The 15,788-nt window shown below is 40.1% G+C and carries 17 protein-coding genes; 11 read left to right on the top strand and 6 right to left on the bottom strand.

Going from position 1 to position 15,788, the window contains the following annotated elements; translation table 11 throughout:
• Positions 1 to 123 precede the first annotated feature (123 nt).
• From AN214_RS10400 to AN214_RS22225, 3 genes are all read right to left on the bottom strand, one after another.
• Entirely contained in the window at positions 124 to 1,035 is a 912-nt protein-coding gene (locus AN214_RS10400) for a hypothetical protein (protein WP_054979671.1), read from the bottom strand.
• Positions 1,036 to 1,336: 301 nt separating this feature from the next.
• Positions 1,337 to 1,462, bottom strand: coding sequence for an alpha/beta fold hydrolase (locus tag AN214_RS23185; protein WP_268795499.1), 126 nt, complete (start codon positions 1,460 to 1,462; stop codon positions 1,337 to 1,339).
• A complete protein-coding gene (locus AN214_RS22225) occupies positions 1,459 to 1,635 on the bottom strand; it encodes a twin-arginine translocation signal domain-containing protein (RefSeq protein WP_082428551.1) in 177 nt (58 codons plus the stop codon). The genes AN214_RS23185 and AN214_RS22225 overlap by 4 nt, the downstream gene beginning before the upstream one ends.
• A gap of 334 nt (positions 1,636 to 1,969) precedes the next feature.
• On the opposite strand from AN214_RS22225, the gene yiaY reads away from it, so the two are divergent.
• The 3 genes from yiaY to AN214_RS10385 all read left to right on the top strand — a co-directional run bounded on the left by yiaY (position 1,970) and on the right by AN214_RS10385 (position 4,633).
• The gene (gene yiaY, locus AN214_RS10390) at positions 1,970 to 3,118 is read left to right on the top strand and encodes an L-threonine dehydrogenase (RefSeq protein WP_054979669.1); all 1,149 of its coding nucleotides are present in this window, start codon (positions 1,970 to 1,972) and stop codon (positions 3,116 to 3,118) included.
• Positions 3,119 to 3,371: 253 nt separating this feature from the next.
• Complete coding sequence (locus AN214_RS22700) at positions 3,372 to 3,509, top strand: hypothetical protein (protein ID WP_161805678.1); 138 nt, start codon at positions 3,372 to 3,374, stop codon at positions 3,507 to 3,509.
• Between the two features lie 227 nt (positions 3,510 to 3,736).
• Positions 3,737 to 4,633 (top strand): hypothetical protein, encoded by an 897-nt coding sequence (locus AN214_RS10385; protein ID WP_054979668.1) that lies wholly within the window; start codon positions 3,737 to 3,739, stop codon positions 4,631 to 4,633.
• A 47-nt stretch (positions 4,634 to 4,680) separates the two neighbouring features.
• Here the strand turns inward: AN214_RS10385 and AN214_RS10380 are convergent, their stop codons facing one another.
• Positions 4,681 to 6,648 (bottom strand): LTA synthase family protein, encoded by a 1,968-nt coding sequence (locus AN214_RS10380; protein ID WP_200911126.1) that lies wholly within the window; start codon positions 6,646 to 6,648, stop codon positions 4,681 to 4,683.
• 312 nt (positions 6,649 to 6,960) lie between these two features.
• Here AN214_RS10380 and AN214_RS10375 point away from each other — a divergent pair, with 312 nt between their 5' ends.
• From AN214_RS10375 to AN214_RS10355, 5 genes are all read left to right on the top strand, one after another.
• Positions 6,961 to 7,701 carry a transporter substrate-binding domain-containing protein gene (locus AN214_RS10375; protein WP_054979667.1) on the top strand — a complete coding sequence of 247 codons (741 nt, stop codon included), beginning with the start codon at positions 6,961 to 6,963 and terminating at the stop codon, positions 7,699 to 7,701.
• An 83-nt stretch (positions 7,702 to 7,784) separates the two neighbouring features.
• On the top strand, positions 7,785 to 8,534 hold the full coding sequence (locus tag AN214_RS10370) for a DUF805 domain-containing protein (protein ID WP_054979666.1): 750 nt from the start codon (positions 7,785 to 7,787) through the stop codon (positions 8,532 to 8,534).
• Positions 8,535 to 8,616: 82 nt separating this feature from the next.
• Complete coding sequence (locus AN214_RS10365) at positions 8,617 to 9,639, top strand: winged helix-turn-helix domain-containing protein (protein ID WP_054979665.1); 1,023 nt, start codon at positions 8,617 to 8,619, stop codon at positions 9,637 to 9,639.
• A 139-nt stretch (positions 9,640 to 9,778) separates the two neighbouring features.
• Positions 9,779 to 10,537, top strand: coding sequence for a DsbC family protein (locus tag AN214_RS10360; RefSeq protein ID WP_054979664.1), 759 nt, complete (start codon positions 9,779 to 9,781; stop codon positions 10,535 to 10,537).
• Positions 10,538 to 10,953: 416 nt separating this feature from the next.
• Positions 10,954 to 12,063, top strand: a complete 1,110-nt coding sequence (locus AN214_RS10355) for an OmpA family protein (RefSeq protein WP_054979663.1) — start codon at positions 10,954 to 10,956, stop codon at positions 12,061 to 12,063.
• 63 nt (positions 12,064 to 12,126) lie between these two features.
• Here the strand turns inward: AN214_RS10355 and AN214_RS10350 are convergent, their stop codons facing one another.
• Both AN214_RS10350 and AN214_RS22480 read right to left on the bottom strand, forming a co-directional pair.
• Positions 12,127 to 13,062, bottom strand: coding sequence for a sodium-dependent bicarbonate transport family permease (locus AN214_RS10350; RefSeq protein ID WP_054979662.1), 936 nt, complete (start codon positions 13,060 to 13,062; stop codon positions 12,127 to 12,129).
• A 3-nt stretch (positions 13,063 to 13,065) separates the two neighbouring features.
• On the bottom strand, positions 13,066 to 13,284 hold the full coding sequence (locus tag AN214_RS22480) for a hypothetical protein (protein ID WP_138631336.1): 219 nt from the start codon (positions 13,282 to 13,284) through the stop codon (positions 13,066 to 13,068).
• A 124-nt stretch (positions 13,285 to 13,408) separates the two neighbouring features.
• Here AN214_RS22480 and AN214_RS10345 point away from each other — a divergent pair, with 124 nt between their 5' ends.
• The 3 genes from AN214_RS10345 (at position 13,409) to AN214_RS10335 (ending at position 15,772) form a co-directional block, all read left to right on the top strand.
• Positions 13,409 to 14,344: a LysR family transcriptional regulator gene (locus AN214_RS10345; protein WP_054979661.1), complete on the top strand. Its 936-nt coding sequence runs from the start codon at positions 13,409 to 13,411 to the stop codon at positions 14,342 to 14,344.
• Between the two features lie 293 nt (positions 14,345 to 14,637).
• Positions 14,638 to 15,132, top strand: a complete 495-nt coding sequence (locus tag AN214_RS10340) for a hypothetical protein (protein WP_054979660.1) — start codon at positions 14,638 to 14,640, stop codon at positions 15,130 to 15,132.
• A 31-nt stretch (positions 15,133 to 15,163) separates the two neighbouring features.
• Positions 15,164 to 15,772 (top strand): superoxide dismutase, encoded by a 609-nt coding sequence (locus AN214_RS10335; protein ID WP_054979659.1) that lies wholly within the window; start codon positions 15,164 to 15,166, stop codon positions 15,770 to 15,772.
• The last annotated feature ends 16 nt before the right edge of the window (positions 15,773 to 15,788 follow it).

The following is a 15,788-nucleotide window of genomic DNA, read 5'->3' as shown; positions in this document are numbered from 1 at the left end:
TGGTAACAAGGCGGAATTTTTCTTATGTAGTTGTTCTACATTGATAAATTCTAACGCAGTTAGCATGATATTTAGCCCGCTAGGATGATCAGCTATTTAAGTGAATTGGTATTATTGCAGCTATTAGCTAAAATGCACTCCGGTGATGTCATATTCGCCAATGTATCGCTCACCGTACATATCAGCAAAGAAAAACTCCATCTCGACTTTGTGCCTGCCTTGATGGTTAAGTAGCTCGATTACATAAAAGGTTTTCTTGGGGCCTGAATAGGTTTTAAGATCGCTCGATTGCACTATTTTGAAATCGCTCGGATTACCTATCTTATCAAAATATTCATAAAGCACATTTAAGCCTCGCGAATAAATGTCTATTTCTCGTTGGCTTGCATTGGGAATGTGCTGCGCCATTAAAAATGCGGTATTTTGGCTATTAATCGCATCAATAAATTGGCTAATTAACTGCTGATGCTCAATAGGCGGTACAACTTTAACCTTTGTTGCTAACGCTTTTAACTTATCCGACGGCGGCATAATGCGATTTTGATACACCGTGAAATCACGTGAGTAAGCAACAAAATTCAAATAGCTTTCTAGGCTTTTTTGGTATTGATTGTGAAATTGTTTAAAATCTTCCGCTAGGTTATTTTCCAAATCTAAGTAAAAATCATAACCGGCTTGTCCAGTTAAATGAAGAATATCTCTATGATCAATGAGTAAGCCAAATAACAACGCATTAAAATCAATCACATTGTCTTGTTGGTTAAATAAAACCAGATCACTTGACCAGGTTTTATTACCTTTTTTTATTTCAAGCACATAATCTTTAAAGGGTGCTTGGCTGCCAAATTCTAGGTGTATTTGGTTAGATTGAAACGGAATAGACTCAGATTTGAAAAATTTTTCGCGTAAATGTAACTGAAAACCTTCGCTTGCTTTAGCAAACTCAGCTGACTTTTGCACTAGGGTCGTCTGTGACGAATGCACCTTAGTAACAAACATAATAAGTACGGTAACAATCAGTAGCTTAATTTTCATTATCACTCCTTGATAACTTGCACATGCGCTTTGATAGTATAAAAATCAATCGGCAAAATAAAGCCTTAACCGTTAAATTTGCATCTATCATTATCGACTGTTGACCTCAAAGCGTTTTGTTCTTTGTTGTTACTTCTTGACTTAGACAGCTAAGCCTACAAAGCGACGCCGCTAGCAAAAAGCGTTGGACTTGAACAAAATTTAAACCACAAAGAACAACACGCATTAGTTCGTCACTAAGTGTCTGTTACACAGTTACTTTGTTTAGAAACGAAATTACAGCGTGATTGAACACATTTGGCTACTCCCATTGCAATGCATGTCCAGCTTCTGCCACCACTAAGGTTTCACAACCCGGTAATTGCCTTGCTGCTGCGCGCATCAGAGCAGGCGGTTGATACAGATCTGCGCCGCCTGCAAAGATCAACAGACCCTAGGTACAGGTAAAAACGGCACTTCGTCAAAACGGTTCGATACTAGGCCGCTATTTTCTTTTGCATTTACTTTTGAGGTTAGCGCCAAAGATGCGCCAAGCGTGCCAACCGCAGCGCTTTTTATAAACTGGCGTCGTGACGTTCCTTGCTGAATGTTGTGTGCCATTATTATGTAATCCCTTTTTATTGTTATGCACTATTTAAACGCCACCCAATTTTAGTAAACAAGCAAGATACGATAAAACAATGCGTAAACGAAATAGAATCGTTAAATGTAATAAAACATGTCATAACATACTGAATTTTTGATTGTTTTTCTGTCATTCATTGTTTTCACTGCCACTCTAAATGCCTCAAATAAGCGCCGATAAAAGCGCATTAGATTAAAGTCTAAGTGTTCTAAACGTGGTATTTGTTTTAAATCAAAAAGGCGAAAGGTTTCGCATGTGACAATCACCGTCGCAATAAAGTAACTCTCACTAAATAAAGGACAAATCATTATGACTACTGCATTTTATATTCCTACCGTTAACTTAATGGGTGCAGGTTGTTTAAAAGATGCCGCTGATAATATTCAAGCAAAAGGATTTAAAAAAGGGCTTATCGTAACCGATAAAATCCTGAACCAAATTGGTGTTGTTGAAAAAGTTCAGTCGCTGCTTTACGAGCGCGATGTCGCAACGGCGGTATTTGATGGTACCCAGCCAAACCCTACCGTTAGCAATGTAAACGATGGCCTAAGTATTTTAAAAGACAATGATTGCGACTTTGTAATTTCACTTGGCGGCGGTTCGCCACATGATTGCGCAAAAGGCATTGCGCTTGTTGCTGCAAATGGCGGCAAAATTGGCGACTATGAAGGGGTCGACCAATCAGCAAAACCAATGCTACCGCTGGTCGCAATTAATACAACAGCCGGTACGGCTTCAGAAATGACGCGTTTTTGTATTATTACCGATGAAGAGCGCCACATTAAAATGGCCATTGTTGATAAACACACCACGCCGTTATTATCGGTTAACGATCCTGAGCTAATGCTGGCAAAACCTGCCTCGCTTACTGCCGCAACCGGTATGGATGCGCTTACCCATGCAATTGAAGCGTATGTATCAATTGCTGCAACGCCAATCACTGATGCTGTTGCAATTAAAGCGATTGAACTAATTCAAACACATTTGCGCGAAGCAGTGAATAATGGCGAGAACATTGAAGCACGTGAACAAATGGCCTATGCGCAATTTATGGCAGGCATGGCGTTTAACAATGCATCACTTGGTTATGTACACGCGATGGCGCACCAGCTTGGCGGTTTTTACGATCTGCCTCACGGTGTATGTAACGCAATCTTATTACCACACGTACAACGTTTTAACGCTAAAGCGGTTCCAGGTCGCTTACGTGATGTTGCAAAAGCAATGGGCGTTGATGTGAGCAATTTAAGCGAACAACAAGGTGCAGATGCAGCAATTGACGCAATTGTTAGCTTAGCCACTGATGTTGGTATTCCATCAGGTATTGAGCAATTAGGCGCAAAAGCTGACGATATTCCTACACTTACTGAAAATGCGCTAAAAGATGCCTGCGGATTTACTAACCCAATACAAGCTACTTCTGAAGAAATTGCAGAGATATTCCGCGCTGCAATGTAGTGATAACGCGATAACTCCTTAAAAAATAAAAAGGTTAGCATTCGCAGCTAACCTTTTTCTTGTCTTAATAACAATGTTGTTTGGCTATCTCAACTAGCGCGTGTTGCTCTTTACGTTCTACATAAATGCAAAATAAATTTTACCTTTACGACAATTATTTATCGTTTTACTTAAAACAAAAATAGCCCTAATTTGTCGGTGTTAAAAATATCAATCCAGTTAATTGAAAAAGGGTAAATATGAAGATTTTTTAATGGTATTGGCATTAGCAAGCACTGTAGTTTGGGCAAGCGAAGAACAAGCGAGCGTAGAAACAGTGAAAGATTCTTATGAATTCTGCCTAGATATGGCTGAAGAAGAAGAGAATAAAGACAGCGCCGTGCTATTTTGAGTAAACGATGAATTAAAATCTATTGGTTACAAAGGGTTTGATTCATTACAAGCAATCAAAAGCTTTATTAAAGCCGATTAAGCGTTAAACGCTAACAAACTTGATACAGACGAATAAAGGCCAGCATTTGCTGGCCTTTTTGTTTAGCTTTTGTTTCGTCTAAAAATATTGCAACCTTTTAAAAACAATTTGCGACTTAGTTAAAAACAACACATAAACAAACAACTATGAACAAATTTCTGCTCGCATTTTGTGCACTCGCTATTAACTTTTCAGCAAACGCTAATGCCGCACCACCGCGCATTTTTGATATTTCGATAAGTGAATCATTTGATTCATCTCTAACTAAATTGCAAGCAAATTGCCAAACAAAGGTACGCGTTATGTCGACCTCAACAGCGCGCTTTCCTCTAGCAAAAGAAACAGAGCAACATTTAGTATGTGACAGTGTAAAACACGGCGGAAAGGCTGCTATTGTCATTGCCGACGGTAAGGTTGCACACATTAACACAAATAATATCAGTGAAAGTGCCATTACCGGCTTAAGCGAAAAATATGCTGAGTACTTAACGTATCAAGCACACAGCAATCATCTATTGTGGTTAAATACACACAAAAATAGTGCTACCTTAATCGGGCAGGATGCGCTTCACCCAAATTTATTTGTGTGGTCTAACCCACATATCAACAATAACCAGCAAAGTGAAGTTACGTTAAATACCTTACTTAAATTTGGCGCGTCAATTGATGAACTTATGCCGATATTTAAAAAACACTGCCAACCGCTTGTGATTCAAGACACTAAACCCTGGTTGTTAACCAAGCCTAATGCACAAAAACAAGTTAACTGTTTTAATTTTTCAGCATTTGGTTTTCCGCGCAAAATTGAAGCCGTATTCGGTGATAACCACCTAGAACTCGCTTGGATTTTAACAGCAAGCACTGAGCAAACACGTGTGGCTCAATCACTTAGCAACACCTACGGCAAAGCAATATTTGAAAATGCCCAGTGGCAGGCATACCAAAATGGTGAAATTTATTTACGCAAAGACAAGCCTGAAGTATTAGCGGTATCAAAAAGGCTTATTCCCCTTATCAAAGAAAAATACGCAATTACGTTTTAAAAAATATTGCTAGTGGCTCGTGTGCCAATTTGCTCGCCTGACGCTAGCTAATTGGCATGCCAGCCATTTTGATACGCTAAACTGCCCCAAAGCGCATGTGCCAACGCCACTTTCGCCTCATTATGATCGAGTGGTTTTTCACTCATATCATTATCTACGCTATTAAAATCGAACATTTTCGGTTTTTTCCCTGGCTGTAAAATAGTGACACCTTTGTCACTGTAGTAGGCAAAATTATCAGCATACTGCATTAATGCCCTGCCAGTTGTGGCACTTTTTGTTAAATCGCGCCCAACCATAGGCGATTGATTGGTTACTCCCATTAATGACAGCACCGTTGGCGCTAAATCAATTTGACTAGCAATGGCTTTATAGCTCTGATTATCAAACTCACTGTTTAAAATAATCGCTGGAATATGAAAATTGTTTACTGGTACCAGAGTCTGACCTAACGCGCGTGCATCGTGGTCGGCAACAATCAAAAACAGCGTATTTTGCCAATACGATTGTGTTTTTGCTGTATTAATAAACTCACCTAAGGCCAAGTCTGCATATTGAATTGCTTTATGTCTTGCGCGCTCTTTATCATCATATTGAGCACGCTGAGATGCTGTATAATCAAATGGCTTTATCCTCCCGTTTGGAATTTCAAATGGATCATGATTGCTTGAAGTGAAAATCAGGCTAAAGAACGGTTTTTCTTGTATCGCCAGCTTATTAAGTTCTATATTCGCTTGTGTGAATACATCTTGGTCACTTGCACCCCAAGAGCCAACAAAATTTGGCTTATCAATATCATCAAAATCCACAATTGTCTGAAAACCGTTGCCAAGAAAAAAACTTTTCATATTATCAAAGTGGCTTTCACCGCCATAAATAAACTGGGTGTTGTAACCTTCAGACTGCAACAAACTTGCAAGTGTAAAAAAACCTTTTTGTGACTTGTCTAACTTAATCACCGCCCTTGCAGGCGTCGGCGTAAAGCCTGTAACAACGGCCTCAATACCACGTACAGAGCGCGTGCCCGTTGCATATAGCTTGTCAAACCCCCAGCCCTGTTGATACAAACTGTCGATATTAGGTGTTAGTGGCAAGCCGTTTAAACGTTTAACATACTGGGCGCCGAGGCTTTCTTCTAAAATGATCACCAAATTCTTTTTCGCACCTAGGTAGCTAGGTTGCTGTATGTTAAACATTGGATTATTCGGTAAAGTAAAAGCCGATGTTGGTAAGCCTGTTTCTTGACGAACAATGTTTATAACCTCACGCTCAGGCATCGCGCCATATAGTTTGCTCGCATTTTTTTCATTTAGCAGCGCTTTAACTGCATGGAACACACTATAGGTGGAATTAAGCGTTAGCGAATTCACTAGTGCATCATTTGAAAAAAACACATACGCGGGATTGATAGGTCTGTGTCCAAATGTGCCACGGGCAAGTAGTATAAGTGTAGCGAGCACCAGTAAAATCGCGACGAGTTTAACCTTTACTGTAGCGTGAGTTTGTCCAGTCGTTTTAAACACAAAATAATTGGCTAGCGGCAACACAATTAACTTAATCGCCGCGGCTAATAAAACAAGTGTTACAAAAACGGCAGCAGAATGCCCGCTCATCAACATTGAAAACACTTCTTTTGGATACACCAAATATTCCACAAACAAACGATTTGGTCGCAAGCCATACTCTTCTATGAATATGGGTGTGGCCATTTCTAAAAACACCAAGATTGTTAGAATTAGCACCAAGTAGCTTTTAAGGCATGCTAGCCATATTGGTTTTAGGGCTTTAATACTTAATGCAAGCGGTGAGATAAGTGCAGGGATAAGCAGTAAATAACCCAACGTACTTAAATCAATGCGTAATCCACCAATTAATAAATTTAACAACGCATTGGGGTTTGAAAAGTGTTGATACTGCCAAAGGCTAAAGCCCAAACGAAAAGTGCTAAGTACACCTAGCACACACAAGGTTAATACCAAATACGGCATTAGATGTTTTTTAAGATCTGTCAGCATTATTAATCTCAGCTGTGACTACCTAGAGCGTTCTATTTGTTAGACCTTAAACGGCAATACTTAAGAAAAGCTTAAGAAACGGTTTGCTGCAGCTTATTGCTAAAATAACCTTGTTAACGTAAGGCAAAGGCAATTAGCTGTGTGAAAGCTGAACAATATCGCTATTAAATGCAATTTCTTTGATGTAGCGCTAATTCTTAAACGCAAACGCGGTTAATTTTTAGCGCGCATTAAACTATAATTTGTGTCGCTAATTACCTTTTACTCGCGTTCTCTTTGCGCTGCACCTTTTTGACTACCGGCTTTTAAATAATGACTACGTTTCTTTTCCGCTTTGCTATGGTTTTTTTGCTAACGGTTTTTACCCACACCGCAACTGCACAAACGGGGGATAATATTAAATGTGGTATGGCAACAGGCTATCCGCCTTTTCAGTTTATCGAGAATAACCAACCCACTGGCTTTGATTACGATGTGCTGACGCGTGTGTTACAGCAAGTTAATCGAGAACTGTATTTAGTTGCAGATACATGGGATGAGGTAGTTAACCACTTACGTTTTGCCGAGCTTGATTGCGTCACTGGAATGGAAATCAATCCGCTGCGAGAGAAGTACTTTGATTTCACCATACCCTATTATTTTCGCTACACCACTGTGTTTGTAAAAGAAGACAGTAAAGACATTGAAATTGTACGTGACCTCTACGGAAAAAAAATTAGCGGCGACAAACACTCGCTCACCGAAACCATATGGCAAGAAAAGCACATAAAAGATAACTTTCGTTTAATTCAAACTGAGTCAAAAGAGCAAGCGATGTTAATGCTTGCCAACGGTGAAACTACCGCTGCTATTATGCCGCGTTCAGTAGGACTTTACCTCGCTAAACAGTACGGTGTTAAAGTTAAAATTGTGCAATCAAATTATCGCGGTACCCCCGTTGCCATTGCGGTCAGAAAAGGCAACAAAGTACTGCTCGACAAACTGAATTCAGCGCTTCAAACACTGCTTTCGTCAGGCCAGTTAGACACCTTGCAATCTAATTACCAAGACTGATTTAACAATTGATTTAATTGACAAAATTTATTTAACGCGTAGCCTAACGCCACATTTTATCTAAAATCACTACAAGGACTGTAATGAACTGCTCTCATGCACTTTATTGTGTGGAAGACTTCCTTCAAATTGCTTACTTACTTTCAAATCCTATCTTTGCTAGTGGCATCGTCATTCTTGCTTTTATGCTACGCAATATCCCAGGTCGCCCTTGGCTAATTAGTTTTGCTGTGCTGTCGCTATTTTCGAGCGTGTTTTATGCTGCTATTCAAATTGCGCAATATACATTATGGGGCGATTTACTTTATTTATACAAACATTATAACAACACGATGAGCGTACTAAATTTATTAAAATTTAATATTCTACTGCCCTGTTTTTTACTTAATTTATGGACTCTGAAAAATCTAAACATACCAATTCATACCGTGCTCTTTTCGTGGCGAGGACGTGCTACTCGAAGCATGTTTTGGGGTATATCGCTGCTTTACATAGTATTATGCTTAGGGTTATTTAACGTATTAAATAATTTCTTTAAATCCAACTCTAGCCTGCCCGTTTACGCTGAAGCGATTTTTTTCTTAGTATTCTTTTTCACCCTGTGTGTGATTTCCTGGATGACCTTAATGATCCACATAAAGCGTTGGCACGATTGTAATCAATCTGGTTGGATGATGTTTTTGAGTCTGATCCCTGTGATTGGCCCTATTGGTTGTATGGTATACCTAGGTTTCGCCAAAGGAGGCGATTCAGAAAATAAATATGGCCAGCCAGTTTCAGTAGGTGCTGGCGTTACCAATAACCCTGTAACTCACGAAATAAATAACAAGTGAAAATAGAGCAGCGGTTGCCTTAACCTTGTTTTATCTTTATAACATTAAAGAAAAAACAAACAGATGCTATTAAGGACAATTTATGGCTATTTATCAATTTCTCGATTTCACGTTTTGCGCAACAACATTTGCCTTAACGCAATCAGGTAAAGAAAAGCCCATTCGCCCTAAAACTGCACAGGCACTGCTGTTTTTTTTAACACAGCCAGAGCAATTAATATCAAAACACGCATTGTTTAAGGCACTGTGGCAAAGTGAAGACGTGCAAGACTATCGCCTTTTCCAAGTGATCAGTGAATTGCGTAAACTGGCACCAGAGCAACAGCTTATTCGCACTCAACCTAATCAAGGTTATATTTGGCAAGCCACGGTAACACAGGTAACGCCGGTTCGAAGAACACAACTACCTTGGCGCGCCATTGCTGCCGGCCTAACCTTAATGATATCAACAATTACCAGTGCTATGTGGGTATCACATAGCGATACACCGCCTACAACAAATTTATTGCCGGCAATGAGCAGCTACTCAAATGCGCTAATCGCTTTTCAAAAAAGTGATTTGGAGGTTGCCGAAAAGTGGCTTAACTTTAGTTTGCAAGAAAACCCCCACTCCATAGAGGCGCAACTATTGCTCGCTGAAGTAAAATTACACAAAAAAGAGCTCACTCAAGCAAATCAGCTTGCGTTTAAGATTATTAATCAAACGCCAACTTCAGATTATTATCGTACGCAAGCACTCGACCTATTAAGCCGTATATCATTAGAAAACAGTGAAATCAATGATGCACTCAACTATGCAATTGAAAGTAAAGAGCTACTTAATTCAAGTTTAGCCGTGTGCAGTAGTGAAGTAGTTAATCAGCGTATTGCGACGATTATTACCAACAAACCAGCAACTGCAAGCACGACTCAGCGTAACCCCGTTAACAGAGAATCTCTTATTGCAACAATAGTGACAAATAACAAGCAGCAAGCCAACACAGAGCAAAATGCTGAACACTTGGCGCTTTGCCACCAACTAAATCAGCCAACCAGTTTTAATTTCACAAATAGCACCTTGCATAGTGATATTTTTAGCTTACGACAACGCACTATGCGCATCTAAAACCACCTTACCCTTAAAAATATAAGCCATTAATATTAAAAAAATTATAGCTATTTATAGATGATTATAGATAGTTTTAAATGCGTCGAACGCTGCTACCTAGTAAGTTGGCTTAATCCAAATTTAATAGGCTAATTATATGCAATCAGTTAATCGAATTATCGCGTTATTATTCACACTTTCACTCTTTTTTTGCGCCGCGTTTGTGCACTCACAAACAGTGCAACCACTTGAAAATAATCACTCGACTCTTGCAGCGGTAAAACAAAAGTTGTTTGATTTACTCGGTGAAAATACACAGTTTTCCGTCGAGCCCTATAACAATGAGCTCCGCTTAGTCACAACACAAAACCATACGTTTTTCGCAAGTCCCGATGGTAAATATTTATATTTAGGACAAGTTATCGACACCGAAAGCAAAATAGATCTAACTGAATTAGTAAAGCAGCAGCAACGTGTAACACTTATCAAAACCTTGCCTAGAGATGCACTACTAAGTTATCAAGCAAGTAACGAACAGCATATCATCACGATTTTTACCGATATCGATTGCCCATTTTGCCGCAAATTGCATGGAAAAATAGAGAAACTCAATCGTCAAGGCGTTACGGTTGACTATGTAATGATCCCACGAGGTAAAGTCGGCAGCAGCGCATTTGAAAAAACCGCCGCAGCACTGTGTGCACGCAATCCACAAGAAGCAATGAACCAAGCAATGCAAGTAGGTCGTTACCAAGGTAATGTTACAAACGTCTGTGAGAATAACTTAGTTACACAGCAACAGCTGGCACAGCGTTTTGGTTTTAGTGCTACGCCTACTATCTTGCTACAAAATGGTGAAGCCATTTCAGGATTAATCAAAACCGATGAGTTGCTACAGCGATTAGCAGATATTTAGCACTTTCGTTTTGTTATGTTGCTGTACCACATTATAAATTGAGGGTCTATTGAACCCTCTTTCCCCTTTGCAGTTCGGTTTATAAACACATTGTGTGTAATACCATCATCTAATCATAAAACCACAACATAGTGCCGTTTTTTGCTTTCAAACCCAGCTTGTACCGATTTACAATATCCCCTGTGCCACTGAGCAATGTAAAACTTACAAATTGCGACTTTTTTACCGAGTAACTCTTTACACAGTTAGTATTAAAAAACTAAGAAGCCTTATTAATTCATTGAAATATAAATGAAAAATAATAGGCATAAAATTTGTAAGCCAGTTCGTAAAAAGCAGAACGAACATATTTACTTCGCCACTGCAGCAATCTACTAAACTAAATGACGTTTACATGAGAAAACGGAGATCATTAAATGAAAAAACACACTCTTGCGCTATCTATTTTGGCAGCTGTAACAAGCATGCCATCGCTTGCTGAAGATAAGGAAATCTGGCTTGGTGGCTTTGCCGAATATTACTATGCAGACAAAGATAAATTCCAAGCAATGCCAAAAGACCGCATTGATTGGGGTTGGGGCTTAGAACTTGGCGAACGTTTCACTCCGTCATGGGGTGGTCGTTTTGAATATGCACGCATCGACTTAGAAGCATATCCAGGTCAAGAAAGTATTGACGGTCATCGCTACGGTTTAGATGCGATGTTCTTCCCATTCCAAGGCAATTCATACGTATTTGCAGGTTTAAAACACGAATCACTTGATACAGGTTATAACCTAGGTAATTTAGGTGTAGGTATGCATTGGCCAGTAGCCGACAAATGGAAAGTAATCACAGAAGTGGCGGCTTACCATGACTTTGGCGAAAACCATAAAGATTACAGCGGTAAACTTGGTCTGCTTTATCAGTTTGGCGGTAACAGTGCGCCTGCAACCGAAGCACCTAAAGCTGCGCCGGTAATTGACAGCGACAACGACGGTGTTATTGACGCAAACGATCAATGCCCGAATACAAAACAAGGTGTCCGTGTCGACAGCACTGGCTGCGCTATTGTGCTTGATAGCGATAACGACGGTGTTAACGACAACGAAGACAGATGTCCAAATACACCAACGACAGATAAAACAGACGCACAAGGGTGTACACTGTTTAAAGACATGCAAGACAGCATTAAATTAGCGGTACAGTTTGATAACAACTCAAGTGAAGTACTTGATCCAAACAGCACTGACTTACGTCGTTTTGCTGATTTTATGAAAAAATACCCTGAGCAAAATGTGCAAATTGAAGGTCACAGCTCTGCACCAGGCAACGCGGTTTATAACCTGAAACTGTCAGAAAAGCGTGCCAAAGCAATTAAGCAGGTGCTAATTGACACATACGGCATTGATGAATCACGTATTAGCGCTGTAGGTTACGGTGAAACGCGTTTATTAAACGACGCCAACACAGCTAAAGCACACAGTGAAAACCGTCGCATTGAAGCGAAATTGATGATTGAAAAACGTGTAAAAGTTACGCGTTAATACTAGTAAAAACTAAAAAACGGCGAACTTAGGTTCGCCGTTTTTATTTAATGACTATCACGATTATTTTGCCGCAAGATATTCTGCAAACGTGATAAAAAATGGCACACCAATCAGTACGTTAAATGGAAAGGTAATACCTAAAGATGCGGTAATCGACATACCAGCATTAGCTTCTGGCAGGCTTTGTTTCATTGCAGCAGGCACCGCAATGTAAGACGCACTTGCGCCTAGCACCGCCATTAACGCAATACCACCGCTACTTAGCCCAAGCATTAACCCAAGCCCTGTGCCCGCAAGACCACCAATCATTGGCATCAGTACAGCAAAACTAATTAAGAACACACTGTTCTTTTTAACCGTTATAAGCTGTTTGCCTGCGATTAGCCCCATTTTGAATAAAAATAGCGCAAGAATGCCCGAAAAAAGCTCAATAAAGAAAGGCGATAATTTCGCAACGCTATCACCACCCAAATAACCAATAATTAAGCTCCCGAGCATCAGTAGAATGCTTTGGTTGGCCACAAGCTCTTTTTTAACAAATTCACCGTTGATGATTTTCAAGCTGCCTTTTGCTAACACTAAGCCTACAACGATCGCTGGCATTTCTAATAGGACAACAAACAGCGGGAAGTATGCCTCATACGAAACATTGTTCGCCTCAAGAATAGCAATTGCAACAGCATACGTGGCCACACTCACCGAGCCATAATGTGCTGCAATTGCCCCAGCATTAATTTTATCGAGCTGTCCGAAGTAGCGTAAAAGAGGGTATGCGATTAACGGTAAAACAAGGCCAAATGCAACAACGGCCAGTGACATTGTAAGTAATGCTGGGTCGACGTGTTTTTGCAATGCAAGGCCGCCTTTCAAGCCAATCGCAATCATCAAAAACATGCTCAGCGACTTATACAGCCCGTCAGGAAATCCTATTTTGGCACCTAATAATTGACTAACGATACCCAGAATAAAAAAAGCGACAACGGCATCAATAATCATGGCTTATTTTTCTCCCACGCGTTGCATATAGTGCTCTGCGGCAGGTCGAGACAAGCCTAGCTTGTTGCGTGCGACTAACTGTGAATAAAGTGAAAAGCTAAACAATAACGCTGCAACAATAACAAATGCCAACTGAGGCTGACCAATTTGACTGCTCAGCGCGTAGAACGCCAGCAGCATTGCACAGGTAACGAGAGACAATATAAAACTTCGGTTCTTCATTTTACTTTCCCATCTATTAAATTAAGCGACAGAAAAAAGTTTACACACCGTTTCAATTAGATAAAAATAGATATTAACTATATTTAGATTAGATTTTTATCTAATTTAATGTTTTGGAATGAGTATGGCATCACGATTACATGCGCACATTGGCACCTTTCGTCAACTTGAAATTTTATTAGCCGTATTTGAAGGTGGCAGCATTAAAGCTGCAGCAGAATCATTATTTTTGACCCAGCCTACGGTCTCCATGCAACTTAAAAAGTTAAGTGAAGCCATTGGCTTACCGCTTTATCAACAAGTAGGACGGCAACTTAAATTCACCGATGCGGGATTGGCAACCGTGGCAACAAGTCGGAAAATAATGCAGCAATGCGAAGCGCTTGATATGCATTTATCTAACTTGCGAGGACTTAAGTCGGGTACGCTTCGTATCGCCTGTGCCACCACAGCAAAATACTTTATTCCACACTTATTGGGCCCTTTTTGTAAGCGTTATCCGGGAATCGACATTCAATTTACCGTTGCTAACAGACAGCAAGTCATTGAGCGATTTGAACAAGGGGTAGATGACTTTTATGTATTCAGTTACGTGCCGCAAGAGCTTGATCTTGAAGTTATTGAGTTTATGTCAAACGACCTTGTGGCAATAGCCAATGCGGATCACCCATTTGCAAAACGCAAACAGGTTTCATTAGAAGAGTTTGCAGCGGAAAACTTTATTATTCGTGAAGAAGGATCAGGGACACGCTACGTCACCGAACAATTTTTCAAAGCAAACAATATAAAGCCTAATGTCAGAATGACTATTGCCAGTAATGAAGCCATTATTCACTCTGTACTCTCAGGCATGGGCGTAGCCATTTTATCAGCTCATACATTGGCATTTGGCGACAGCTATAATGTGAAAGTGATTAACGTATCGTCCTTACCTATTCAATCCAAGTGGTCTTTCTCTTGGGCCAAATCGCAGCAGCTTTCGCCCATTGCCAAGGTGTTTTTAGATTACGTAGAAACCGAAGGTAAAGCAATGATGACAAAAGCCATTCGTTTGCAGTAACACTGCTTACCTAAGTACACACTGCAATACACTTTTTAAAGCACGCTGCTCCATAATTACCAGCACAAATACACATAAGAAAATACCAATATGGAGCAAGTGCTAACGTTACGTGAGACATTGTGCAAACCACCAAATCTTACGCTACTATGCATTCAAAACACGTGAAAGTCCGACAATTAACGCCTTCTACTGCCAATTTAGCCATTACAGCCCCTAGCTAAAATCAAATTATCGCTTGAAATAATTCAAATATTAATGATAATGGTTTTTATTTAAATTAACTATTTGAGATGCCCGATACTAAAACCTGTATTCATAACGTGATGCAAATTTGGCAACAGCATGTATCAAAAGGTAACCAAGCTTTCGATAGCTGCCAGTTTTCTTACGCTAACCTCTTTTATGCCGATTGTTTAACTGCGTTAGAACAAGTAGAGGCGGAAATCGAATCTGATTCACCTCCGCCAGAAGCTTGGATTGTGGATCAGTATATTCCCGCTGTGGTGGTGTCGTATTTAAACTTAGTAGATTCCAATATCGCACAGCAAAATATAAACAACGCCTGCGATCTGTTAGTTGAAGGCTACAAAAGCGTATGCAAATGCGCCGCGCATATTTTTACATCAACCCAGTCTTCGCATCAGCTCCTCGTATTAAAGCATCTCTCACAACTAAAACACCATTGCTTCGTTTTACTAAAACAATATGGCGACGATGCGAATATCGCCAGCAAGTTAACTACCATCATGAACACAATCTGTGCTCAAAACAACACGATTCACTAGCGAGTAACGCTAAATTATAAAGGAAAAAAATATGGCATTTACACTACCGAACCTCGAATATGCATATGATGCATTAGAGCCGCACATTGACGCAAAAACAATGGAAATACATCACACTTTGCATCACCAAACTTATGTGAATAAAGCTAACGAAGCGCTAGCAGGTTCTGAGTTTGAGCAAAAAAGTGATGAATGGCTGCTAGTTAATATTGCTGCTTTACCACACTCATTGCAGGAAGCTGTAAGAGATCACGTAGGAGGCCATCATAACCACAGCTTATTTTGGCAAGTAATGTCACCCACTGGTGGTGAGCTTCAAACGGGGGAACTTAACAATGCGATTACTGCAACATTTGGCTCATTTGACGCGTTCCATGATCTGTTTGTTAAAGCAGCATTAACTCGCTTTGGTAGTGGCTGGGCATGGCTTGTTGTAAATGCAAATGGCGAACTAGCAGTGACGAGCTCTGCCAACCAAGATAGCCCGCTAATGAATAACGAAACGCCAATTTTAGGTTTAGACGTGTGGGAGCACGCCTATTACTTAAAATACCAAAACCGCCGTCCAGAATACATTAGCGCATTTTTCAATGTAATAAACTGGCAAGAAGTAGAGCGCCGCTATTTAGCTTTAATCTAATCTCAATAAAAAGGCT

This window comes from Pseudoalteromonas sp. P1-9 (assembly GCF_001399975.1).
In the GTDB taxonomy this organism is placed as follows: Bacteria; Pseudomonadota; Gammaproteobacteria; order Enterobacterales; family Alteromonadaceae; genus Pseudoalteromonas.
This window is presented reverse-complemented; position numbering and strand designations above follow the sequence as displayed.